The organism is Microbacterium sp. KUDC0406, assembly GCF_021582875.1.
GTDB lineage: Bacteria > Actinomycetota > Actinomycetes > Actinomycetales > Microbacteriaceae > Microbacterium.
On sequence record NZ_CP091138.1, the window covers coordinates 1,716,904 to 1,740,149 of the forward strand.

General features: G+C 69.6%; 23 protein-coding genes and 1 pseudogene. 7 read left to right on the plus strand and 17 right to left on the minus strand.

The window, feature by feature from the left end:
• Positions 1–16: 16 nt before the first annotated feature.
• Positions 17–355, minus strand: coding sequence for a twin-arginine translocase TatA/TatE family subunit (locus L2X99_RS08635; protein WP_236124032.1), 339 nt, complete (start codon positions 353–355; stop codon positions 17–19).
• A gap of 86 nt (positions 356–441) precedes the next feature.
• On the opposite strand from L2X99_RS08635, the gene L2X99_RS08640 reads away from it, so the two are divergent.
• The gene (locus L2X99_RS08640) at positions 442–1,074 is read left to right on the plus strand and encodes an O-methyltransferase (RefSeq protein WP_236124030.1); all 633 of its coding nucleotides are present in this window, start codon (positions 442–444) and stop codon (positions 1,072–1,074) included.
• A 60-nt stretch (positions 1,075–1,134) separates the two neighbouring features.
• On the opposite strand, the gene L2X99_RS08645 is transcribed toward L2X99_RS08640, so the two are convergent.
• The 3 genes and pseudogenes from L2X99_RS08645 to dapE form a co-directional block, all read right to left on the minus strand.
• Positions 1,135–1,308, minus strand: a complete 174-nt coding sequence (locus L2X99_RS08645; RefSeq protein ID WP_236124028.1) for a DUF3117 domain-containing protein — start codon at positions 1,306–1,308, stop codon at positions 1,135–1,137.
• A gap of 82 nt (positions 1,309–1,390) precedes the next feature.
• Entirely contained in the window at positions 1,391–2,611 is a 1,221-nt protein-coding gene (locus L2X99_RS08650; protein WP_236135864.1) for a hypothetical protein, read from the minus strand.
• Positions 2,593–3,665: pseudogene (dapE, locus tag L2X99_RS08655) on the minus strand (succinyl-diaminopimelate desuccinylase). Before dapE ends, L2X99_RS08650 begins: the two are co-directional and overlap by 19 nt.
• Before the next feature lie 45 nt (positions 3,666–3,710).
• On the opposite strand from dapE, the gene dapD reads away from it, so the two are divergent.
• Both dapD and L2X99_RS08665 read left to right on the plus strand, forming a co-directional pair.
• The gene (gene dapD, locus L2X99_RS08660; protein WP_236135865.1) at positions 3,711–4,664 is read left to right on the plus strand and encodes a 2,3,4,5-tetrahydropyridine-2,6-dicarboxylate N-succinyltransferase; all 954 of its coding nucleotides are present in this window, start codon (positions 3,711–3,713) and stop codon (positions 4,662–4,664) included.
• A 284-nt stretch (positions 4,665–4,948) separates the two neighbouring features.
• Positions 4,949–6,640, plus strand: coding sequence for a DEAD/DEAH box helicase (locus L2X99_RS08665; RefSeq protein WP_236124024.1), 1,692 nt, complete (start codon positions 4,949–4,951; stop codon positions 6,638–6,640).
• Here the strand turns inward: L2X99_RS08665 and L2X99_RS08670 are convergent.
• Positions 6,621–7,193: a TetR/AcrR family transcriptional regulator gene (locus L2X99_RS08670; RefSeq protein WP_236124022.1), complete on the minus strand. Its 573-nt coding sequence runs from the start codon at positions 7,191–7,193 to the stop codon at positions 6,621–6,623. The genes L2X99_RS08665 and L2X99_RS08670 overlap by 20 nt on opposite strands.
• A gap of 142 nt (positions 7,194–7,335) precedes the next feature.
• On the opposite strand from L2X99_RS08670, the gene L2X99_RS08675 reads away from it, so the two are divergent.
• Positions 7,336–8,769 carry an MFS transporter gene (locus tag L2X99_RS08675; RefSeq protein WP_236135866.1) on the plus strand — a complete coding sequence of 478 codons (1,434 nt, stop codon included), beginning with the start codon at positions 7,336–7,338 and terminating at the stop codon, positions 8,767–8,769.
• Positions 8,770–8,853: 84 nt separating this feature from the next.
• On the opposite strand, the gene L2X99_RS08680 is transcribed toward L2X99_RS08675, so the two are convergent.
• The 6 genes from L2X99_RS08680 to L2X99_RS08705 all read right to left on the minus strand — a co-directional run bounded on the left by L2X99_RS08680 (position 8,854) and on the right by L2X99_RS08705 (position 13,214).
• Entirely contained in the window at positions 8,854–10,143 is a 1,290-nt protein-coding gene (locus L2X99_RS08680) for a citrate synthase (protein ID WP_236124016.1), read from the minus strand.
• Between the two features lie 168 nt (positions 10,144–10,311).
• On the minus strand, positions 10,312–11,424 hold the full coding sequence (gene dapC / locus L2X99_RS08685) for a succinyldiaminopimelate transaminase (RefSeq protein WP_236124015.1): 1,113 nt from the start codon (positions 11,422–11,424) through the stop codon (positions 10,312–10,314).
• Positions 11,424–11,744, minus strand: coding sequence for a ferredoxin (gene fdxA / locus L2X99_RS08690; protein ID WP_236135867.1), 321 nt, complete (start codon positions 11,742–11,744; stop codon positions 11,424–11,426). The genes dapC and fdxA overlap by 1 nt, the downstream gene beginning before the upstream one ends.
• Before the next feature lie 9 nt (positions 11,745–11,753).
• On the minus strand, positions 11,754–12,152 hold the full coding sequence (locus L2X99_RS08695; protein WP_236135868.1) for a histidinol dehydrogenase: 399 nt from the start codon (positions 12,150–12,152) through the stop codon (positions 11,754–11,756).
• A 22-nt stretch (positions 12,153–12,174) separates the two neighbouring features.
• A complete protein-coding gene (locus tag L2X99_RS08700; protein ID WP_236124011.1) occupies positions 12,175–12,489 on the minus strand; it encodes an AzlD domain-containing protein in 315 nt (104 codons plus the stop codon).
• Positions 12,486–13,214 (minus strand): AzlC family ABC transporter permease, encoded by a 729-nt coding sequence (locus tag L2X99_RS08705; protein WP_236124010.1) that lies wholly within the window; start codon positions 13,212–13,214, stop codon positions 12,486–12,488. The genes L2X99_RS08700 and L2X99_RS08705 overlap by 4 nt, the downstream gene beginning before the upstream one ends.
• Before the next feature lie 65 nt (positions 13,215–13,279).
• Between L2X99_RS08705 and L2X99_RS08710 the strand changes: the two genes are divergently transcribed.
• A complete protein-coding gene (locus tag L2X99_RS08710) occupies positions 13,280–13,828 on the plus strand; it encodes a helix-turn-helix domain-containing protein (RefSeq protein ID WP_329608157.1) in 549 nt (182 codons plus the stop codon).
• Positions 13,829–13,850: 22 nt separating this feature from the next.
• Here the strand turns inward: L2X99_RS08710 and L2X99_RS08715 are convergent, their stop codons facing one another.
• Positions 13,851–14,780 carry a phospholipase gene (locus tag L2X99_RS08715; protein ID WP_236124008.1) on the minus strand — a complete coding sequence of 310 codons (930 nt, stop codon included), beginning with the start codon at positions 14,778–14,780 and terminating at the stop codon, positions 13,851–13,853.
• Positions 14,781–15,038: 258 nt separating this feature from the next.
• Positions 15,039–16,952 carry a translational GTPase TypA gene (gene typA / locus L2X99_RS08720; protein WP_236124007.1) on the minus strand — a complete coding sequence of 638 codons (1,914 nt, stop codon included), beginning with the start codon at positions 16,950–16,952 and terminating at the stop codon, positions 15,039–15,041.
• A 153-nt stretch (positions 16,953–17,105) separates the two neighbouring features.
• Between typA and L2X99_RS08725 the strand changes: the two genes are divergently transcribed.
• On the plus strand, positions 17,106–17,888 hold the full coding sequence (locus tag L2X99_RS08725; protein ID WP_442923523.1) for a CPBP family intramembrane glutamic endopeptidase: 783 nt from the start codon (positions 17,106–17,108) through the stop codon (positions 17,886–17,888).
• 276 nt (positions 17,889–18,164) lie between these two features.
• On the plus strand, positions 18,165–19,190 hold the full coding sequence (locus L2X99_RS08730; protein WP_236135869.1) for a hypothetical protein: 1,026 nt from the start codon (positions 18,165–18,167) through the stop codon (positions 19,188–19,190).
• Here L2X99_RS08730 and L2X99_RS08735 read toward each other — a convergent pair.
• Genes L2X99_RS08735 through L2X99_RS08750 form a run of 4 tightly spaced genes read right to left on the minus strand, consistent with a single transcriptional unit; the run spans position 19,085 to position 23,184 of the window.
• On the minus strand, positions 19,085–19,651 hold the full coding sequence (locus L2X99_RS08735) for a PH domain-containing protein (protein WP_236124003.1): 567 nt from the start codon (positions 19,649–19,651) through the stop codon (positions 19,085–19,087). The genes L2X99_RS08730 and L2X99_RS08735 overlap by 106 nt on opposite strands.
• Complete coding sequence (locus L2X99_RS08740) at positions 19,648–21,327, minus strand: dipeptide ABC transporter ATP-binding protein (RefSeq protein WP_236124001.1); 1,680 nt, start codon at positions 21,325–21,327, stop codon at positions 19,648–19,650. Before L2X99_RS08740 ends, L2X99_RS08735 begins: the two co-directional genes overlap by 4 nt.
• Complete coding sequence (locus tag L2X99_RS08745; protein WP_236123999.1) at positions 21,324–22,265, minus strand: ABC transporter permease; 942 nt, start codon at positions 22,263–22,265, stop codon at positions 21,324–21,326. The genes L2X99_RS08740 and L2X99_RS08745 overlap by 4 nt, the downstream gene beginning before the upstream one ends.
• Complete coding sequence (locus L2X99_RS08750; RefSeq protein ID WP_236135870.1) at positions 22,258–23,184, minus strand: ABC transporter permease; 927 nt, start codon at positions 23,182–23,184, stop codon at positions 22,258–22,260. Before L2X99_RS08750 ends, L2X99_RS08745 begins: the two co-directional genes overlap by 8 nt.
• Between the last annotated feature and the right edge of the window lie 62 nt (positions 23,185–23,246).

Below are 23,246 nucleotides of genomic sequence, written 5' to 3' on the forward strand. Positions count from 1 at the left end.
TCGAAGCGGGGACGCGTCAGGGTTGGCGCGGCCGCGGTCTCGGTGACGGTGGCGGCCGCCGCAGCGCCTGCTGCCGCCGCGGCGGGTGCTGCGGGGTGGGCTCGTCGAGCAGCGCCTCGCGGATGATCCGGCGCGGGTCGTACTGACGCGGGTCGAGCTTGCGCCAGTCGATGTCGTCGATCTCGGGTCCCATCTCCTCCCGCATCCGCCCCTTGGTGTCGCGGATGTACTCGCCGGCCTGTCGCACGAACTTGGCGAACTTCTCAGCGAGCGCGGGAAGGCGCTCCGGACCGACGATCAGCACAGCGACCACGCCGATCAGCAGCAGCTTCTCGAAGGTGAGCCCGAAATCCATCTCCCCAGGCTACCCGCCGCGCCTGACCTTTCGATCCGGAATCGACGCATATTCTTGGGTAATCCCCCGGCCCTCTGGAGACAGTCATGAGCGATCACGATGCGAACGCCCGATTCGTCCGCGAGACCATCGTCGAACCCACCGCCATCGCCCGGGCCCGCGCCCACGCGATCGAGCTCGGGGCCGCGCCTCTGAGTCCGGCGATCGGCGCCCAGTGCGCCGTCCTGGCCGCGTCAGTCGCTGCCAGGTCGATCATCGAGGTGGGCACCGGCGCCGGCGTCTCGGGCCTGTGGCTGCTCCGCGGCGCGCCGCAGGCGGTGCTGACGACCATCGACAACGAGCCCGAGCACCTGGGTGCCGCCAGGCAGTCCTTCGCCGACGCCAAGATCCCCGCGGCCAGGGCGCGCTTCATCACGGGTCGCGCATCGGGTGTCCTGCCGCGCATGAATGAGGGCTCCTACGACATCGTCCTCATCGACGCGGACCCCGAGAACGTCATCGAGTACGTCGAGCACGGGCTGCGGCTGGTGCGCACCGGCGGGCTCGTGCTCGTGCCCCGAGTGCTCGCGGGCGGCAGGGCTGCAGACCCCGTGCAGCGCGATGCCGTGACGACCGCCTACCGCTCGCTGCTCCAGGAGACGCAGGAGTCGGCGGCGGTGCTCGCCGCGATCAACTCCGCCGGCGAGGGCCTGCTGCAGCTCTCGCGAGTGTCGGAGTAGACGACCACGACGCAGAAGAGGAGCGACGGATCATTCCGTCGCTCCTCTTCACGTGACAGGTCAGGCTGCGCTCACGACGGCACCGAGCACGTCGTGGAGCTCCTTCGCTTCAGCGTCGTTGACGGAGACGACCAGGCGTCCGCCGCCCTCGAGCGGAACCCGCACGATGATGAGGCGGCCCTCCTTCACGGCCTCCATCGGCCCGTCGCCTGTCCTCGGCTTCATCGCTGCCATCGTGGCTTCCTTTCCTCGGTGGTATGGGACAAGTCTATCGATCAGTCTCAGGGTGCGACGCGCACCCGCGCACAGTACGTCATCAGGGCACCTGCCAGTAGGTCTGACCGAGGCCGTACATGAAGTGGATCCACAGCCATTGCGCGAGCAGGCACGCCGCCAGCACGGACAGCCGGTACCACCGGGATCGCGGCACGGCGACGGCGCCCCACAGCGGGGCGAGCGGCATCAGCAGGCGGAGGGTGCTGGACTGCGGGAAGAACACCGCCAGCAGGTACAGCAGGTAACTCGCGCTCCACAGCCGCAGGTCGGCGCCCAAGGCGCGCACCGCCCGAGCATGCAGCAGCGCGTATGCGACTCCCACGACCAGCAGCACGAGAGCGACCAGCCCCCACCAGCCCGGCATCCCCCACTGCCCGAACCAGAACTGGGCGCCCTGCACGAATCCGTCGAAGGGCAGGAACCCGGAAGCCCCGCCCGCGATCCAGTTGCGCCGCCAGGCGAGCTCGGTGGCGAGGTACGCGTCGGGTACACCTGTGACGGTCGCCGCCAGCACCTGCCAGGAGAAGCCGACGACCGTCGCCAGGGCTCCGAGCGCCACGAGGTGCACGATCTCGCGGGCGGGCAACGGATCCTGGTCCCGGCGCAACCAGCGCATGACCCCGATCAAGCCGAGATACAGGGCGAACGCGAGAATGCCGGGACGGGTGAACCCCATCACCGGGATGAGCAGGTACAGCCATCCGTACCGCCGGCGGGCGACGAGATCGAGAGACACGAGCAGCAGCAGCACGAACAGCGACTCGGCATAGCCGACCTGGAACAGCGCCGCCAGAGGACCTGCGGAGAAGAACACGACCGACCACATGGCGGCCGACGTCCCGATGCGATCGCGCAGCAGCCGGTGCAGCGCGAGGCAGGCGAGATATCCGGCGACGAGCGAGATCGAGAGCGCTCCCGCACCCCAGGAACCGAGGACGAGCCCGAGCGCCTTCGCCGCATATGCGAACACCGGCATGAACGCCCAGCCGTTCTCCGCGACGTCACCGGACTCGGTGCGGGGAAGCTCGGTCGGATAGCCGTTCTCAGCGACGAACCAGTACCACTGGGCGTCCCAGCCGAGCATAAAGTCGTTCAGTCCAGGGCCGGCTCCGAAGCGGGACAGCGACGTCGACTCGCTCGCGGCCGCCAGCAGGAGCAGCGTCGTGACGACCCGTGCGGCGAGATAGACGACCGCGATGCGCAGCGGGACCGGCAGCCGCGCCCAGCCGCGGATCGCCGGGGTCAGGACGCCGTGAGCCACGCGCGCAGCCCGCGCTCGACGGCCTCGATCTGCGCGACAGGCACCCGCTCCTCGTCGTGATGGGCCAGATGCGGGTCACCAGGGCCGTAGTTCACCGCGGGAACGCCCAGCGCCGAGAACCGGGCGACGTCCGTCCAGCCGTACTTCGGCCGCGCACCGCCGCCCACCGCGGCGAGGAAGTCCTTGGCGACGGGAGCATCGAGTCCGGGGCGGGCGCCGTCCGAGGCATCCGTCACCTCGACCTCGAAGCCGGCGAAGACGCTGCGCACGTGCGCTTCGGCCTCGGCGACGTCCTTGCTGGGGGCGAACCGGTAGTTGACCTCGACCTCGCAGAGATCGGGGATGACGTTGCCCGCGACGCCGCCGCTGATCTTCACGGCGTTCAGGCCCTCGCGGTACACCAGTCCCTCCACAGGAACCTCCCGGGGCGGTACTCGGCGAGCCGGGCGAGGATGGGTGCGGCGCCGTGGATGGCGTTCTCCCCGATCCAGGAACGAGCGCTGTGCGCGCGCACGCCGTGAGTGCGCACGACCACGCGCAGCGTGCCGTTGCATCCACCCTCGACCTCACCGTCAGACGGCTCGCCGAGGATGGCGAAGTCGGCCTGGAAGAGCTCAGGACGCACGGCGGCGAGCAGCCCGAGTCCGTTCTTCGACGCCTCGACCTCTTCGTTGTCGTACCACATCCAGGTGACGTCGACAGCGGGCTCCGCGAGCTCGACCGCGAGCTTCAGCTGCACGGCGAGCCCGGACTTCATGTCGACGGTGCCGCGCCCCCACAGGAACGGCTCGCCGTCGAGGTCGATGAGCCGGGTCGGCAGGTTCGCGTTGATGGGGACCGTGTCGATGTGCCCGGCGATGACGACGCGCTGAGCCCGGCCGAGATCGGTGCGGGCGACGACCGTGTTCCCGTGCCGGATCACCTCGAGGTGCGCGCATCTGCGCACGACCTCCTCGATGGCGTCGGCGAGCGCGGCCTCGTCGCCCGAGACGCTGTGGAAGTCGCAGATCGCGCGAGTGAGTTCAACGGAGGATGCGGACGGATCGAGCGCCATGACTCCCAGCTTAGTTCGCGCGTTCCGATGCTTTACCGTTGAAGGATGAGCACTGAGCGCACTGTCTGGGGCATCGGCCTGTCGACCATCGCCGCGGACGGCACCGTTCTGGACGCCTGGTACCCCGAGCTCGGCTTCGGAGAGCCGGATGCGGCTGACGCGGCCTCGGCGTCCGCGACCTGGGGCGCGCTCGCCGACGTCGACGAGCGCCGCGCCGTGCGCACCGAGCTCGTCCAGCTGTCCCTCGATCTGGACGCCGCCGTCGCCTCGACCGCCGACGCCTACCTGCGTCTGCAGGCGCTGTCGCGCCTGCTGGTGCGCCCGAACGAGCTCAGCCTCGACGGCATCTTCGCTCACCTGCCGAACAACGCCTGGACCACCGCGGGCCCGATGCTCCCGGCGGAGGCCGAGCGCCTGCGCCCGCTGCTGCAGCGCCACGGACTGCAGGTCCAGGGCGTGGACAAGTTCCCGCGCCTCACCGACTACGTGCTGCCCGAGGGCGTGCGCATCGCCGACGCCTCCCGCGTGCGTCTCGGGGCTCATCTCTCGCCCGGCACCACCGTCATGCACGAGGGCTTCGTGAACTTCAACGCCGGCACGCTGGGCGCGTCCATGGTCGAAGGACGCATCTCCCAGGGGGTCGTCATCGGCGACGGCAGCGACATCGGCGGCGGCGCCTCGATCATGGGCACGCTCTCCGGTGGTGGCACGCACCGCGTCTCGGTCGGCTCCCGTTCCCTGCTGGGCGCGAACGCCGGCATCGGCATCTCGCTGGGCGATGACTGCATCGTCGAGGCCGGCCTGTACGTCACCGCAGGCACCAAGGTCGTGCTCGCGGATGCCACGCCGACCGCCGACGGCGGACGACCGACGATCAAGGCCGCCGAGCTGTCCGGCCGCAACGGCATCCTGTTCCGTCGCAACTCGCTCACCGGAGCCGTCGAGGCGACCTCCCGCGAGGGTCACGGCGTCACGCTGAACGCCGTGCTGCACGCCTGAGCCAGCTCTCCTCCTTCCGAGACTGCACGCCCGCGCCGAACACGCGTGGCTGCACCGCCGTCTCGGCGTGGGCTCGCCGTCTCGCGCGCTGCTCCCAGCGCGCGCCGACCGCGATCCTGCTAGAGTCGAGGTGACGCCCCTCGCGATCGAGCGAGTCGTCTGCGTCGTCGACATCCTTCCGCGCCGTTCATCGGCGCCGGCATCTCGAACGGCGAACCGATGCGCGATCCCGCGCCGTCGCCCACCCGCGCAACGAACTGCGCCCCTTCCACGGAGACACCCCTATGCCTTCCTTCCTCGACCTCGGCGTGCCCGCGCCGCTCGCCGCCGTGCTCGAAGCCGACGGCAAGACCGAGGCGTTCGCGATCCAGCGCGACACGCTCCCCGATTCCCTCGCCGGCCGTGACCTGCTCGGCCGCGGCCGCACCGGCAGCGGCAAGACCATCGCGTTCGCACTGCCGCTCGTCGCCCGTCTGACGGATGCTGCGCGGCGCAGCCGCCCCGGCCACCCGCGCGGCCTCGTGCTCGCCCCCACCCGTGAGCTCGCGACCCAGATCGCCGCGACCGTCACCCCGTTGGCCAAGGCGGCCGGTCTGAAGGTCACCACGATCTTCGGCGGCGTCAGCCAGCGCCCGCAGGAGCAGGCTCTGCGCTCGGGCGTCGACATCGTCGTGGCGTGCCCCGGCCGCCTCGAGGACCTCATGAAGCAGGGCGTCGTGAAGCTCGACGCCGTCGAGGTCGCTGTGCTCGACGAGGCCGACCACATGGCGGATCTCGGCTTCCTGCCCGGTGTCACCCGCATCCTCGCGGCCACTCCCGCGGATGGCCAGCGTCTGCTGTTCAGCGCGACCCTCGACCGCGGCATCGATGTGCTCGCCAAGCGCTTCCTGCACGATGCCGTCAGCCACGAGGTCGACGAGGCCAGCGTGCCGGTCGGCGAGATGACCCACCGCGTGCTGCTGTCGTCCGATGCGGACGCGAAGAAGCAGCTCGTGCAGGATCTCGCGTCCGGCACGGGACGTCGCATCCTGTTCACCCGCACCAAGCACCAGGCCAAGAAGCTGGCGAAGGTGCTCACCACCGCGGGCATCCCCTCTGTCGACCTGCACGGCAATCTGGGCCAGAACGCGCGCGAGCGCAACCTGGCCGCCTTCTCCGCCGATCCCGCCGACGGCGGTGTACGCGTGCTCGTCGCGACGGATGTCGCGGCGCGCGGCGTGCACGTCGACGAGGTCGAGCTCGTCGTGCACGTGGACCCGCCGATGGAGCACAAGGCGTACCTGCACCGCTCCGGCCGCACCGCGCGTGCCGGCGCTGCGGGCACCGTCGTCACCGTCGTGCTGCCCGAGCAGCGCCGCGACGTCAAGGACCTGCTGCGCAAGGCGAAGATCACCGCCGACCTCGAGCCGGTCACCGCATCGGTCGTCGACGAGCTGGTCCGGGAGCGTGCCGCGAAGGTCAAGCCGGCGCCCGTCGTGAAGCAGCAGCAGGGCGGCGGACAGAAGAAGGCGAAGCCCGCCGGCCAGGGCGGTCAGCCGCAGGGGAACGGCGGCGGACGTCGTCGTCCCGGCGGTCGCGGATCCGGCGCTGCGCAGGGTGGCGGCGAGCGTCAGCCCCGTGAGAGCGCGCAGCGTCAGAGTGGCCAGCGTCAGGATGCCGCCGGCCGGTCGCACTCACGCGGACAGGGCCAGACCCGCTACACGACGCAGTCGAGCGCTCCGGCATCCGAGGGCGCACGCCGCGCCCCCAGCATCGCCGTGCGCAGCGCGCTTCCGGCGCGCCCCGCACGCACTGACACTCATCGCGACGCCCCCTCGCGCTGCCGACGCCCTCGGGGCGGCGCGCACGCGCGAGGGGGCGTCGTTGCATGCACCCAGGTCGCAGTCGGTCACGCTCTGGTCGCGGACTTCCGGGACCGACGGCGACCTGAACGACAGAGAGCGTCGGTCAGCGACGTCAGCGCCGGATCGCGTTGATCGCCAGGTTGATCACGCGCTCGCGCTGCGCCTCGTCTTCGAAGGAGGCGACGGCGGCGACACCGGAGACCAGCTTCACGACGTCGCTGATCGTCACCCCGGGATCGACCTCACCGGCCTGCTGCGCGCGCGTGAGCAGCGGCTCTCCCGCGGACAGCATGATGTAGCGGCACTGGGTGAGCACCGACGACTCGCGGTTCAGGCCCTCCAGCAGCGCGTGCTTCGTGCCGACGTACGTGATGAAGCGGTCGAGCCAGGCGCGCAGCGCCTGCCACGGCTCGAGCGAGGACACTTCACGAGCGGATGCGGCGAGCGCGTCGATCTCGCTGAGGTACAGCGTCTCGATCAGGTCGTCGCGGGTCGGGAAGTTGCGGTACAGCGTGCCGATTCCCACACCCGCCCGCCGCGCGATGTCCTCGAGTGAGGCATCCGATCCGTCCTCGGCGAAGGCCGCGCGCCCCGCCGCGACCAGGGCGTCGAAGTTGCGCGCCGCGTCGGCGCGCTTCGGCCGGCGCTCATCCAGAAGAACGGATGCCGGTGCCACGGTCGTCACGCTGTCCTCCACGGTGTCGGAGAAGTTCGATGAATCGGTTGCAAAGCGGAGGCCTCCTCCGTTACTGTTCTAAGCGGAGGCTTTCTCCGTTCGGAGCCACTCTCCGATTCTACCTCTCATCTCCGCATGATCGGAAGGACCCATGACCATCCGCTCGACCTCCCGCCGCGCCTATGCGGCCATCGCTGTGAGCGTCGCCTCGATCGCACTTCTGCAGAACCTCGTCATCCCGGTGATCCCGATGATCGAGTCCGACCTGCACGTCGCCTCCGACGCCGCGACGTGGACCATGACGGCCTGGCTCATCGCCGCCGCAGTGGCGACTCCCCTGCTCGGCCGGATCGGCGATCTGCGCGGCCGGCGCACGACGCTCCTCGCCGTGCTCGCCGTCGTGATGCTCGGCAACCTCGTCGCCGCGCTCGCCCCGAACATCGGCGTCCTCATCCTCGGTCGCGTCCTGCAGGGCGCCGGCGGTGCCGTCTTCCCACTCGCCTTCGCCCTGCTGCGCGAGGTCATGCCGCCCCAGCGCCTCACCGGTGCGATCGGCTCCGTCAGCGCCCTCGTCGGCATCGGCGGTGCCGCAGGCAGCGTGCTGGCCGGCCCCCTCTCGGCCGCGATCGGCTGGCGCGGCCTGTTCGAGGTCGCCCTCGTCGCCGGGGCTGTCGGCGCGCTGCTCACCGTCGCCTGGATCCCGCGATCGGGTCTTCGCACGGCCGGGCGCCTGAACTCGCTGTCCGCGGTGCTGTTGTCGGGCTGGCTCGTCGCCCTGCTGCTGCCGCTCGCCTCGGGTGCGCACTGGGGCTGGGCGAGCCCGGTCACGCTCGGCATGTTCGCTCTCGCTGCCGTGCTGCTCGCCGCCTGGGTGATCTCCGAGCTCCGCTCCGCGGTTCCCCTCGTCGACATCAGGATGCTCGCCCACCGCGACATCTGGCCGGTGAACGCGGCCGGCCTGCTCATCGGCGTCGCGGTGTTCGGCTTCTGGGGCTATCTTCCGCTGTTCCTCGAGGTGCCGGCCGACACCGGCTGGGCGCTCGGACTGACCGTGCAGACCGCCGGGCTGGTCCTGGTGCCGCTACTGATCGGCATGTCGGTCGCGGGCTTCGCCACCGGCCCCCTCACCCGCGTGCTGGCACTGCGCAGGCAGCTCGTGCTGGGCGCGCTGCTGATGGGCGCCACCGTGATCGGAGCCGTGCTGTTCCACTCCGCCGTGTGGCAACTCGCTCTCGCCGGAGGCCTGTTCGGCGTCGGCGTGGGCACGGCGTACGCGGCGATGGCCAGCATCATCGTCGAGAGCGTCCCTGCCGGGAGCGTCGGGATCGCGACGGGCGTGAACGCCAACCTCCGCTCGATCGGCTCCGCGATCGGCTCGGCCCTGATGACCGCGATCGTCTTCGGAACGCTCGATCCCGCCGGGCGTCCGCTCGAACGCGGCTACGACGTCGCCTGGGTCACCATCGCCGTGCTCGCCGTCGTCGCCGCCGCCATCGTCGCTATCGTCCCTGCGGCGCGCCGGCGGGACACCGCCCCGGTGCAGCTCCCCACCGGCCCGCAGACGGTCCTCGCCGACGCCGCCTGACCACGCACTCCGACATCCGCCGAGACGCGGAACGGCCCCGGCATCCACGAAGGGATGCCGGGGCCGTTCCTTATGCCTGCCGGCTCAGGCGCCGGGGTACGAGCGCTCCGGAGCGCCGGTGTACAGCTGCTGCGGGCGGCCGATCTTGGTCTGCGGGTCGAGCTGCAGCTCACGCCACTGCGCCAGCCAGCCGGGCAGACGGCCGATCGCGAACAGCACGGTGAACATGCGGGTCGGGAAGCCCATCGCCTTGTAGATGACGCCGGTGTAGAAGTCGACGTTCGGGTACAGGCGGCGCTCCTTGAAGTAGTCGTCCGCGAGCGCGATCTCCTCCAGCTCCTTGGCCAGATCGAGCAGCGGGTCGGTCACGCCGAGCTCGGCGAGCACCTCGTCGGCGGCCTCCTTGACGAGCTTGGCGCGCGGGTCGTAGTTCTTGTAGACCCGGTGCCCGAAGCCCATCAGCTTCACGCCCTGCTCCTTGTTCTTCACACGCTCGACGAACCGCTGGACGCTCTGCCCCGACTCGCGGATCTGGCCGAGCATCGTGAGCACCGCCTCGTTCGCGCCGCCGTGCAGCGGTCCGGACAGCGCCTGGATGCCGGCCGAGACCGACGCGAACTGGTTCGCACCGGTGGAGCCGACCAGGCGCACCGTCGAGGTGGAGGCGTTCTGCTCGTGGTCCTCATGCAGGATCAGCAGCAGCTCGAGGGCCTTCGACATCACCGGGTTCAGCTCGTAGGGCTCGCTCATCACGCCGAAGTTCAGCTTCAGGAAGTTGTCCACGAAGCTCAGCGAGTTGTCGGGATACAGGAAGGCCTGACCGACGCTCTTCTTGTGGGCATAGGCGGCGATGACCGGCAGCTTTGCGAGCATGCGGATCTGGTTCAGCTCCACGTGCTCGGGGTTGGCCGGGTCGGAGTGGTCCTGGTAGTACGTCGACAGGGCCGCCACAGCCGAGGAAAGTACGGCCATCGGATGCGCGTTGTCGGGCAGCGCCTGGAAGAAGTGCTTGAGATCCTCGTGCAGCAGCGTGTGCTTGCGGATCTGCTCGTCGAAGCCGGCCAGCTCGTCCGGGGTCGGAAGCTCGCCGTAGATGAGCAGCCAGGCGACCTCGAGGTAGGTGCAGTTCTTCGCGATCTGCTCGATCGGGTACCCGCGGTAGCGCAGGATGCCCTTGTCGCCGTCGATGTAGGTGATCGCGGACTTCGCCGATGCGGTGTTCACGAAGCCGTAGTCCAGTCCGGTGTAGCCGGTCTGTCGGGTCAGGGTCGAGAAGTCGATGCTCCCCGCGCCCGAAGTGGGCTGGATGACGGGGAACTCGGCGGTGGTGCCGCCGACGGTGAGGGTCGCCTTCTCCGGCAGAGCTGTGCTCACGCCAAACCTCCTGCTGAATCGAAGTCGCGTGCGGACGAAAAGTCTTGATGCGCCGTGTCGGCGCGGTAGCCACGGGCCGGAAGGCGACCGCATGGCTTTTACAGCCTAGTGCGGCGAGGGGCCAACTGTGACATCCGCCAAGGTACGGGCGGATCTGACTGACGGAACCTACAGTTGCGCCGTGCCCAGCCGCGCGGCCGCGGCGTCGATCCGCTCCTGCGGCGCCGTCAACGACAGTCGTACGTGCTCCGCCGAGAATCCGCCGTAGAACGGCCCCGGGCCGGCCAGGATGCCGAGATCGGCCAGACGCCCCATCGACTCCCAGGCATCCCGCCCTTCGGTGGCCCACAGATACAGGCCCGCCTCCGAGCCGTCGACGCGGAAGCCGGCCCGTCGCACGGCGGGGAGCAGGACGTCGCGCCGTGCGCGGTAGAGCCGCTTCTGCGCTGCCACGTGCTCGTCGTCGCCCAGGGCCACCGCCATGGCGTGCTGCACCGGCTGCGGCGGCATGAGCCCCAGGTGCTTGCGGGCGGTGAGCAGGTCGGAGATCACCGTGCGGCATCCGGCGACGAACGCCGCACGGTATCCGGCGAGATTCGACTGCTTGCTCAGCGAGTAGACGCTCAGCAGGCCCGAGCGGCTGCCCCCGGTCACGCGCGGGTCGAGCACCGACGGAATCTGCTCAGTGGCCCAGGGGCCGTCCCAGCCCAGCTCGGCGTAGCATTCGTCGCTCGCCAGGATCGCTCCGAGCTCGCGCGCGCGGGCCACCGCGGCGGCGAGTTCGTCGGTGGTCCAGGTGCGTCCGTCCGGGTTGCCCGGGGTGTTGACCCAGATCAGCCGAGTGCCCTCCGGCCATTCCGCCGGGTCGTCGGACGGCATCGGCGTCGCTCCGGCGACACGGGCACCGACCTCGTAGGTCGGGTAGGCGATGCGCGGATGCACCACGATGTCGCCGGGACCGAGCCCGAGCAGCGTGGGCAGCAGTGCCACGAACTCCTTGGAGCCGATCGTCGGCAGCACATTCGCCGCACTGAGATCCGGGACGCTGCGGCGACGGGCGTACCAGTCCACGATCGCCTCGCGCAGCGCCGGCGTGCCGACCGTCTGCGGATAGGCATGCGCGTCGGTCGCCTCTGCGAGCGCTCGCCGCACCACCTCGGGCGTGGGGTCGACCGGCGAGCCGATCGACAGATCGACGATGCCGTCCGGATGTCGCGCGGCGCGCTCGCGGAACGGGACGACCGCATCCCACGGGTAGTCGGCGAGGTCGCGGACGCTCACTACTCGCCCTGAGGGGGAAGCGCTGCGATGACCGGGTGGTCGTGGTGGATGACGCCGACCTTGGCCGCACCGCCCGGGGAGCCGATCTCGTCGAAGAACTCGACGTTGGCCTTGTAGTAGTCCGCCCACTCCTCGGGCAGGTCGTCCTCGTAGTAGATCGCCTCGACCGGGCACACCGGCTCGCAGGCGCCGCAGTCCACGCACTCGTCGGGATGGATGTACAGCGAGCGCTCGCCCTCGTAGATGCAATCGACAGGGCATTCGTCGACGCAGGCGCGATCCTTCACGTCGACACAGGGCAGGGCGATCACATACGTCACCCGCCCAGTCTACGACCGATCCGGCTCCGTCTCGGGTCGTGCGGACGTCGTGCGGAGCTTCGAGAGATCGGGGAAGGCGACCACCAGCAGCACGATCGCACCGACCAGGAAGGTCCAGATCTGACCGAGCGGGGTGTTCGGCACGATCACCGATCCACCCGGGCCGCGCTGCGAGATGACGAAGATCAGCGCGAGCATGCCGAGCCCGGCGGCGAGCGCCGCCCAGCGGTCGCGCGTGAGAGCGCGCAACGCGATCAGCAGCGCCGCGCAGGCGATCGCGCCGAGGATCATACCGACCGGGACGGGGCCCCAGGTGAAGCTGTGCGCGATGGTCGCGGCGACGCCGTACACCGCGCCGACGACGGCGGCGGCGAGCCAGGACAGGCCGCGGGAGATCCAGTGGGGCACGGGGAAAGCCTAGTTCACGGGGTCAGGCCGCCCAGCCCAGCATCCGCAGCACCGCCGCGACGAGTGCGGCGGCGACGACGACGACGAGGAACGACTGACGCAGCCAGAGCAGCCCGGCGGCCACCAGCACCGCGGGCACCCGGGCATCGACGACGACGGCCTGCCCGGCGCCGAGCGTCTGCACCGCGACCAGGGCGGCCAGCAGCGCGACCGTCAGCAGATCCGAGATGCGCGCCGGGCGGGGCGCGTCCATGACCTTCGCCGGGATCAGGTACCCGAACGCCTTCAGCGCGACGCAGATGCACGCCGCGAGCAGCACGGCGCTCCACACGCTCATGTGACCTCCTCCGCGGCGCGCTTCTCGTCACGGCCCAGCCAGTTGAACCAGCCGACCACGATCGCGACGACCGCTGCGACCAGGACGGGGAGCCCGGGCATCAGCGCGGGCGTGAGCGCCGCCGCGACCACGGCAGCGGCGACGCCGACGACGATCGCCTGCCGCTGCTTGAGCCGGGGCCACAGCAGCGCGAGGAACGCGGCGGCCGCCGCCGCATCCAGGCCCCAGGCGCGCGGATCGCCGAGGACATCGCCCAGCAGCGCGCCCACCAGCGTGGTGGCGTTCCAGCCCAGGTAGATCCCGAGGCCGGTGACCCAGAAGCCGAGCCGCGCCAGACGCGGATCGTCCTGCGAGATCGCGACCGCGGTGGACTCGTCGATGGTGAACTGCGCAGCGGCGGCCCGGCGCCGGAACCCGGAGCCGATGATCGGCGAGATCCTCATCCCGTAGGCCACGTTGCGCACGCCGAGCAGACCCGCGGAGGCGATCGCAGCCGGCAGCGCGGCCACTCCCCCGGAGGCGAACACGCCGATGAACGCGAACTGCGAGCCGCCGGTGAACATCACCAGGCTCAGCACGCACGCCTGCCAGACGTCGAGGCCGGCCGCCACGGCGAGCGCGCCGAAGGAGATGCCGTAGGCACTGGTGGCGATCGCGACGCCCAGGCCCTCCCGCCACACCTCCGCGGATCGCTCGCGCACCGGTGTTCGATCTGTCGAACGCATGGACAACATTCTGAACATTCTCACAGTGATCGTCAAGCCGAACGATCGTTTGCGATACTGAACGCATGGACGATCTGCGCGAACGCATCGCCAGGGCGCTGCGCCGAGAGCGCGAGGCATCCGGCATCTCGGTGTCGGAGCTGGCTCGCCGCGCCGGAATCTCGAAGGCGACCGTGTCACAGCTCGAGAGCGGCGCGGGCAATCCCAGCGTCGAGACGCTGTGGGCGCTCGGCGACGCCCTCGGCATCCCGTTCGCCACGCTCGTCGAGGAGCGCGCCAGCGCGCCGCGGCTCATCCGCGCCGACGAGCACGCCGGCGTCCCGTCCGCCGCCGCCCCCTACGTCGCGACGCTGCTCTCGGCGTGCCCGCCGGGCGCCCGCCGAGACATCTACATCATCCAGGCCGAGCCCGGCGAGCCACGGCGCTCACTCCCCCATCATCAGGGCACGACCGAGCACGTCGTGCTGCTCAGCGGATCGGCCCGCCTCGGACCGTCGGATGCCGACGGAGCTGCTGCATCCGGGCGACTACATCTCCTACCCCGGCGACGCCGCGCACGTGTTCGAGGCTCTCGAACCGGGACCAGCGCCGTCCTGCTCAGCGAGCTGCGCTGAGCAGGACGGCGCAGGACGGTGCTCAGTACCAGTTCACGGCCTGGGAGTGACCCCACGCGCTGCACGGCGTGCCGTACGCGCGCTTGATGTAGTCCAGCCCCCACGAGATCTGCGTGGCCGCGTTGGTGCGCCAGTCGCTGCCGGCCGCCGCCATCTTGCTGCCGGGCAGTGCCTGCGGGATGCCGGTCGCGCCGCCGTTGTTGTTGTACGCCTTGTAGTTCCAGCCGGACTCCTTGGTCCACAGCGAGGAGAGGCAGGAGAACTGGTCGCCGCCCCAACCGTACCGGCTCGACATCATCGCCCTGGCCGTGGCCTTCGCGCCCGCAGGGGTGTTGTTGCGGGCCAGTGCCGCGGCGGCAGCAGCCGCCTTCTTCCTGGCCTCGGCCGCCTTCTTCGCGGCAGCATCCGCCGCGGCCTTCTTCTGCTTGGCGACGTCGAGCGCCTTGCGCAGCTCGGTGGTCTGCGCAACGGTGCTCGCGGTGTCCTCGGCGACGCCCTCCGTGCCGAGCACGATCCGCAGCCCCGCGCTGCCCTCGGTGGTCGCGAGCGAGGTGATCCCCGCGGCGAGCTCACTGGTGTCGACCGCGGTCCTGCCCTTCGGGTCGAGCGGCAGGTTCGCGGTCGCGACCTCGAGGGTCGCGGCCTGGGCGTCCCTCAGCGCATCCTGGGCGTCGCGGAGGGTGCTGACCGCTTCGATCCTGACATCGGCCCCAGAGGTGCCCGCCGAGGCCGTGGCGTCCGGCGCGCCGGCGGCGAACGTCGAGACCGTGACCGGGCGCGCGGCGTCGCCTTCTGCGGCGGCAGCGGCCGAGGCCGTGCCTGCGGTCACGGCGACGGCCAGAACGGCGACGGCGATGCCGAGGGCGATCGGCTGCCGGGTGGTGACGTCGGCGTGCGCGCGCGCCATGGCGGCGGCGCGTCGGGACGCACGGGTGGTAGGGGCATGGAGCATGAGGGGTTTCGACTTTCGGGTCGTCGTCGGCCCGGACCCCGCACAGGGCTGCTCATCGGGAGCGGTTTCCCGGGCACGGGTATCGACTCTGGTATACCGACCTGGACGAAACCGGTCTCCCACCTGGATGTTCCGTGACCGGTTCCGCAGAATGCGGCCGTCATGCTCTCGGGAAAGTATGTTATGGGATCGTGATGTGTCGTACTCCGGACACGACGACGGCCCCGGTCGTGACCGGGGCCGTCGTGGGGAACGGGGTCAGGCGCCTGAGTCCTGGCGCTTCAGGCGGGCCGTCTCGCGGGCGCGGATCGTCTGATCCAGAATCACCTTGCGGATGCGCACCTTCTCGGGCGTCACCTCGACGCATTCGTCGTCGCGGGCGAACTCCAGGCTCTCCTCGAGCGACAGCTGGCGCGGCGGGGTGAGGCGCTCCAGCTCGTCCGCGGTGGAGGAGCGCATGTTCGTGAGCTTCTTCTCCTTGGTGATGTTCACGTCCATATCGTCGGCGCGCGTGTTCTCGCCGACGACCATGCCCTCGTAGACCTCTTCGGTCGGGTTCACGAAGAAGCTCATGCGCTCCTGCAGCGCCATCATCGCGAACGGCGTCACGACGCCGGCACGGTCGGCGACGATCGAACCGGATGCCCGGGCCACGATCTGTCCGGCCCACTCGTCGTAGCCGTGCGAGATCGCGTTGGCGATGCCGGTGCCACGGGTGACGGACATGAACTCGGTGCGGAAGCCGATGAGACCACGGGAGGGGACGACGAACTCCATGCGCACCCAGCCGGTGCCGTGGTTGCTCATGCCCTCCATGCGTCCCTTGCGCGCGGCCAGCAGCTGGGTGATCGCACCGAGATACTCCTCGGGGGCGTCGATCGTGAGGTGCTCGAAGGGCTCGGTGACCTTGCCGTGCTCGTTGCGGCGGGTGACCACCTGCGGCTTGCCCACGGTGAGCTCGAAGCCCTCGCGGCGCATGTTCTCGACCAGGATGGCCAGCGCCAGCTCGCCACGGCCCTGCACCTCCCAGGCATCGGGACGACCCACGTCGACGACCTTGAGCGACACGTTGCCGATCAGCTCGCGGTCGAGGCGGTCCTTCACCATGCGCGCGGTGAGCTTGTGCCCCTTGACCTTGCCGACCAGCGGCGAGGTGTTGGTGCCGATGGTCATCGAGATGGCCGGGTCGTCGACGTGGATCGCGGGCAGCGGACGCACGTCCTCGGGGTCGGCGATGGTCTCGCCGATGGTGATGTCGTCGAATCCGGCGATAGCGACGATGTCACCGGGACCGGCGGACTCGGCCGGGTACCGGTCGAGCGCCTTCGTCATGAGCAGCTCGGTGACGCGGGCGTTCGCGTGCGAGCCGTCGTGACGCACCCAGGCGACCGTCTGCCCCTTCTTCAGCGTGCCGTTGAAGACGCGCAGCAGAGCGAGACGGCCGAGGAACGGGCTGGAGTCGAGGTTGGTGACCCAGGCCTGCAGCGGCGCCTCGTCGTCGTAGGCCGGCGCCGGGACGTGCTTCAGGATCGCCTCGAACAGCGGTTCGAGATCGTCGTTGTCGGGGAGTGCGCCGTTCTCGGGACGGTTCGCGGATGCCGCTCCGGCGCGGCCGGACGCGTACACCACCGGCACGTCGAGAAGCGCGTCCACGTCGAGGTCGGGCACGTCGTCGACGAGGTCGGACGCCAGGCCCAGCAGCAGGTCGTGCGCCTCCTCCTCGACCTCGGCGATGCGGGCGTCGGGACGGTCGGTCTTGTTGACCAGCAGGATGACGGGCAGCTTCGCCTCGAGCGCCTTGCGCAGCACGAAGCGGGTCTGCGGCAGCGGGCCCTCGCTGGCGTCGACCAGCAGCACCACGCCGTCGACCATCGACAGCGCGCGCTCGACCTCGCCGCCGAAGTCTGCGTGGCCGGGGGTGTCGACGACGTTGATCGTGACCGGCGCGTCGGTGTGCGCGCCGTTGTAGGTGATCGCCGTGTTCTTGGCGAGGATCGTGATGCCTTTCTCGCGCTCGAGGTCGTTCGAGTCCATCGCGCGCTCCTCGACGTGCGCGTGCTCGCCGAACGAGCCGGTCTGACGGAGCATCGCGTCGACGAGCGTGGTCTTGCCGTGGTCGACGTGAGCGACGATTGCGACGTTGCGGAGGTCCGGGCGGAGGGCGTGCGCCATGAAGGTGTCCTAAACAGGTGGGAGAAGCGCCGGGAAACCGACGTTACAGAATAGCAAACGCCCCTGAGTGGCTCCCGAAACTGCATGCCCGCGCCGAGACGGGGCGCAGCACCCCGGTCTCGGCGCGGGCATGCAGTCTCGCGAAGTCATACGATCGGTGGCGTGAACCGCGTCGCCTCATCACGGTCCCGCCTGTGGTGGGAGATCGCCATCGTTCTCGCGCTCGGCCTGGGCCAGTCGGCGATCTACGCCATCGTCCAGCTGGTCTACCGGCTCACCGACTCGACCCCGCTGGCCGACCAGACCGCGACGCTGAATCCGTCGCGCAGTGACCGTGAGGTGTTCGACCTCATCTACCAGGTGCTGGGCATCGGCTTCGGCGTCGTGCCGGTGCTCCTCGTGTGCTTCCTGCTCTGGCAGGATCGTCGCCCGCACCTGGGCAGGCTGGGGCTGGACGGCACACGGGTCGGCGGGGACACCGGTCGCGGCATCCTGCTGGTGCTGGTGATCGGCATCCCCGGGATCGGCCTGTACCTCACCGGTCGCGCCCTCGGCTGGTTCGTGGCGGTGGACCCGGGCGGCCTCGCCGCGCACTGGTGGACGGTCCCGGTCCTGCTGCTCTCGGCCGCACGCGCCTCGATCCAGGAGGAGTTCGTGGTGCTCGGCTACCTCTTCGCCCGGCTGCGCCAGCTGGGCTGGGGCACCTGGTCGATCATTCTCTCGACCAGCATCCTGCGCGCCAGCTATCACCTGTACCAGGGCCCCGGCGCGTTCGTCGGGAACCTCGCGATGGGCCTGCTGTTCGGATGGCTGTTCTCGCGCTCGGGGCGACTGCTGCCGTTCCTCGTGGCGCACTTCCTGATCGACGCGACCGCATTCGTCGGGTACCCCTGGGCCGCCGCGACATGGCCCGCTCTGTTCGGCCTACCCGGCTGACCCTTTCCGAGGCTGCACGCCCGCGCCGAGACGTGGGCGTAGCACCGCGGTCTCGGCGCGGGCGTGTAGTCTCACTCGTCCTCCACAGGTGGCGAGTCTCACGATCTCCGAGTAGCGGCTGTGGATACCCCGAGTCAGCGGTTCTCGGCACGGCAGGATGCTCAGATGCTCCTGCCCTGCCCCATCCCACTCATCGTTCCCCGTGACGAGTCCGTCGTCCACCCCGAACGCGCGTGGCATGCGGGGACGCTCAAGAGGCTGTTTCGCGGTGTATACGTGGAGGTCGCAGCCTGGACCGAGCTCCCGCCGTGGGAGAAGTACCTCGTCCAGGTGCACGCTGCGGCGATGGTCAACCCTGATCGCGTCTTCTGCCATGAATCCGCGGCGGCGCTGCTCGGCGTTCTGATCGCCTACCCGACTCGGCCCGTTCACGTGCTCACCGAGTCGAGCTCGTCTCGCCTGTACAAGGGCGTCAGAACGCACACGTCGGTGGACGACCGCGAGGCGATCGTGGAAGACGGGATCGCGCTCACCGCCCCGCTCAGCACTGCAGTCGATCTCGCCCGCAGTACTGCGCCAGCCGAGGGTCTCGCCTACGCGGATGCCCTGATGAGAATCGACACCGCCATCACTCGACCACGACTTCTCGCTCTGAACGAGGACCTGGGTTCCGGGCGTGGCAGGCAGCAGGCGCGCTGGCCGCTGGGCCGGGCATCCGGAATCCCGGAGAGCGTCCTCGAGTCCGCAAGTCTCGCCGTCATCGAATGGCTGGGGTATGAGGTTCCCGTGCTGCAGAAGACGTTCTTCTTCGAAGGGTTCGAGGATCGGACCGACTTCTACTGGGCGAGGGAGGATGCCGCAGGCGAGGCCGATGGGCTCGTGAAGTACACAGGCGAGTTCGGCGATCCCAGCGTCGCGATCATCGGCGAGAAGACCCGTGAGGACCGACTCCGGAGGCACCTCGCCGGATTCGGCCGCTGGGGATGGGATGAGGTGGTGGATTACGACGCTCTGGACGCGACCCTTCGCAGCATGGGCCTGCGCCCGGTACGTCCGCGCGACACGATGAAGCTCTCGACGCTGCGCAGGTTCGGCGCTGAGCCACCTCACGAAACTGCACGCCCCCTCCGAGACGGGGAGGTAGCACCTCGGTCTCGGCGCGGGCGTGCAGTTTCGAGGGGGCTGGAAGCGCCCGGTCAGCGGGTGAGCAAGACGGCGACGACGGCCCAGACCGCGATCACCACGAAGGCGGCGATCGCGATCCAGTCCCAGGAGCGCCGGATCGGGGCATCCGCGGTCTGATCCGCCTGCGCCTGACGGTCCTGGATCTCGGTGAGCGCGCGCACGCCTGCCGGCACCCGCGCGCCCTCGACCTCGCGCTCGCGCTCGGTCTGGCGGCGAGCACGGGCATGGGCGGGACCGCCCATGGCGGTCACCTTCGAGTCGTCGTCGAGGATGAACTCCAGCTGCCAGCGGAAGTCCGCGGCGCGGAGGTGCTTCCATCCGAACGAGGTGCGGCGCAGCATGTTCTGCACGACGACGCCGCGTTCGTCCACACGCACGTACGACGACGCCGACCCCTCGTAGATCACCCACAGCCCGAGCAGCGGCCACGGGGCGATGAGCAGCATCAGCGGCCAGCTGCCGCGGATCACCGCATCGCCGAGCAGGAAGAGCACGAGTGCCGCCGCGACGAAGAACGCGACGACGCCGGTCGGCGTGCGGAACGTCCGCACGCCGACCGGCGAATCGGAATCGGTCACGCCCCGGCACCGCCGAGCGGGATCGACGCCCCGGGAATCGCCTGCAGCAGACGGTCGGTGTACTCCTGCTGGGGGTTCGCGAAGATCTCGTCGACTGTGCCCTGCTCCACCAGCCTGCCCTTCTCCATCACGCACACCAGGTCGCTGGAGACGCGCACCACGGCGAGGTCGTGCGTGATGAACAGGTAGGTCAGTCCGAGCTCGCTCTGCAGCTCGGTGAGCAGGCGCAGGATCTGCGCCTGCACCAGCACGTCGAGCGCGGAGACCGCCTCGTCGAGCACGACGACCTCGGGCTTGAGCGCCAGCGCGCGAGCGATCGCCACACGCTGCCGCTGTCCGCCGGACAGCTCGTTCGGGTACCGCGTCGCCAGCTCGGGCGGCAGCGCCACCTGGTCGAGCAGCTCCAGCACGCGATCGCGGCGCGATGCCTGGTCGCCGACGCTGTGGATGTGCAGCGGCTCGGCGATCGTGTTGCCGATGTTGCGCAGCGGGTCCATGGACCCGTACGGATCCTGGAACACCGGCTGCATGCGCCGCCGCAGCCGGAACGCCTGCGCGCCGGACAGGTGCGAGACGTCCTCGCCGCCGACCTCGATCAGACCCGCTGTGGGAGACTCCAGCTGGAGCACCATCCGTGCCACCGTGGTCTTGCCCGAGCCGGACTCCCCCACCAGCGCCAGCGTCTTTCCGCGCGGGATCTCGAAGCTGACGTCGTCGACCGCGCGGAACAGCTCGCTGCGGAAGTTCCCCTGCCGGATCTTGAAGTCCTTCGTGAGCCCTTCCACCTTGACCATCGTGGTTCCGCTCAGCTCGTCGGCACCGGTCACACCGCGATCCTCGACCTCGGCCTGGATGCGCTGCGATGCCACGCTCGGTGCCGCGGCGACGAGCCGCTTCGTGTACGGATGCCGGGGATCCTCGAGGATCTCGCGGCTGGGTCCCGACTCGACGATCTCGCCCTGGTTCATCACGATGATCTTCGAGGCGCGCTCGGCGGCGAGGCCGAGGTCGTGCGTGATCAGCAGCACCGAGGTGCCGCGGTCGCGCGTCAGCGAGGCCATGTGATCGAGGATCACACGCTGCACCGTCACATCGAGCGCCGAGGTCGGCTCATCCGCGATGAGCAGCTTCGGGTCGGCGGCGAGACCGATGCCGATCAGCGCGCGCTGGCGCATGCCCCCGGAGAACTGGTGCGGGTACTGGTGCAGCCGTCGCTCCGCGTCCGCGAGCCCCGCCTGCTTGAGCACCTCGACCGTGCGCGCCTTGGTGTCGGCCCGGCTGCGGGACAGTCCGTTCGCGCGGATCGCCTCCTTCACCTGGAAGCCGATGCTCCACACCGGGTTGAGATTCGACATCGGGTCCTGCGGTACGAAGCCGATGTCGCGCCCGCGGAGTTCCTCCATGGCGCGGCGACCGAGATTCGTGAGCTCACGGCCGTCCATCGTGATCGACCCGCCGGTCACCTTGCCGGTGCCAGGGAGCAGATCGACGATGGCCGCAGCAGTGGTGGACTTGCCCGAGCCGGACTCCCCCACGATCGCCACGGTCTCGCCCGGGAAGATGTCGAAGCTGACGCCGTGCAGCACCTCGCGCTCGCCGTCCTGCCCGCGGAAGGCGACCTTGAGGTCACGGATGCTGAGCAGCGGAGCGTCGTCCGCGTTCGCTGTGAAGCTCATCGGGTGGCCCTCGCCCTCGGATCCATGGCGTCTCGCACGAGCTCGCCGAGCAGGATGAACGCGAGCACCGTGATGGTGAGCGCGATCGACGGGTAGATCAGCGACTCCGGCGCGATGCGCAGGCTGCGCTGGGCGTTGCTGATGTCGCGACCCCACGACATGACGTCGTCGGGAAGACCGACGCCGAGGAAGGTCAGCGTCGCCTCGGCGACGATGCCTCCCGCCATCGAGAGGGTCGCCAGCACCAGCAGCGGAGCGATCGAGTTCGGCAGGACGTGCGAGAGGAGCGTGGAGAATCGTCCGCGTCCCAGCGCACGCGACGCCGTGATGAACTCGGACTGCCTGATCCTCAGCACCTCGGCGCGCACGACGCGGGCGGTGGCCGCCCAGGCGAACCCGCCGATCGCGAACGAGAGCGTGAAGACGTTGCGGTACTCGGCGAGCACCGTCATGACGACGACGGCGGCGAGGATGTAGGGGATCGAGAAGAAGATGTCGCCGATGCGGGACAGCACCGCATCGAGCCATCCGCCGTAGTAGCCGGCGAACGCCCCCATGATCAGTCCGATGATGGCACCGATCAGCGCCGAGAACAGGCCGACCGCGAGCGAGGTCCGTGCGCCCCAGACGATGCGGGCGTAGATGTCGCATCCCTGGAACGTGAAGCCGAGCGGGTGCCCGGCCTCGGGACCGCCGTTCGAGTTCGCCAGCTGGCAGTTGTCGTTCGGAGGCGTGTGGGTGAAGAGCGTCGGCCAGACCGCCATCAGCAGCACGATCGCGACGATGGCGAGAGAGATCCAGAACATCGGGCGGCGGCGCAGGTCGCGCCAGGCGTCACGCCACAGGTTCGAGGGCTTGCCCTTCACACGGACCGCGTCCGTGGGCGGCTGCGCAGCGGCGGCTTGGGCGACGAAGCGCGTGGGGTGCTGGTCAGACATAGCGGATCCTCGGGTCGAGAAGGCCGTACAACAGGTCCACGACGAGGTTCACGAGCACGTAGATGATGACGAAGATCGTGACGAACGACACGATCGTCGGCCCCTCGTGCTTGAGAGTCGCCTGGAACAGGACGTTGCCGACGCCTGGGATGTTGAAGATGTACTCGGTGACGGTGGCGCCGACGAGCAGCACACCGAAGTTCGTCGCCGAGTTGGTGATCACCGGGATCAGGGAGTTGCGCAGCACGTGCACGGGCAGCACCCGGTACCCGGGCAGCCCCTTGCTGTATGCCGTGCGCACCCAGTCCTGGTTCAGCGTCTCGATGACCGTGCCGCGCATCAGGCGCATGCTGGTCGCATACAGGCTGAGTCCGAGGACGATGGCCGGGAGCCACAGGTCGCCCCAGTCGTTCTGCGCCCCCACGGTCGGCCGGAACCAGCCGAGCTTGATCGCCAGGAAGTACTGGGCCAGGAAGCACATCACGAAGATCGGCATCGCGAGGAAGATCAGCGAGATGACGAGGTTCACGTTGTCGGTGACCTTGCCCTTCCGCAGGGCGGAGATCGTGCCGATGATGATCGAGAGGACGAACTCGATGGCGATCGCCATGATCGCCAGACGTGCGGTCACGGGCAGGGTACGGGCCAGGACCTCATTGACCGACTGCCCGGAGAACGTGGTGCCCATGTCTCCGGTCAGCAGGCCCTTCATGTAGTAGAAGTACTGCACGAAGAACGGCTGGTCCAGGTGGTACTGGGCGCGGATCGCCTCGAGCAGGGCGGGGGCGGGCGGCTTGTCGCCGAAGAGCGCCGCGATCGGGTCTCCCGGCATGGCGAACACCATCGCGTAGATGAGCAGTGTGGATCCGAGGAACACCGGGATCAGCTGCAGGATCCGCCGAAGGATATAGGAAAACATCCACTCTCCTTTCTTGGAGGTGAAGGCACTCGTGGCACGTCATGAGGCGACGACCGTTTCGA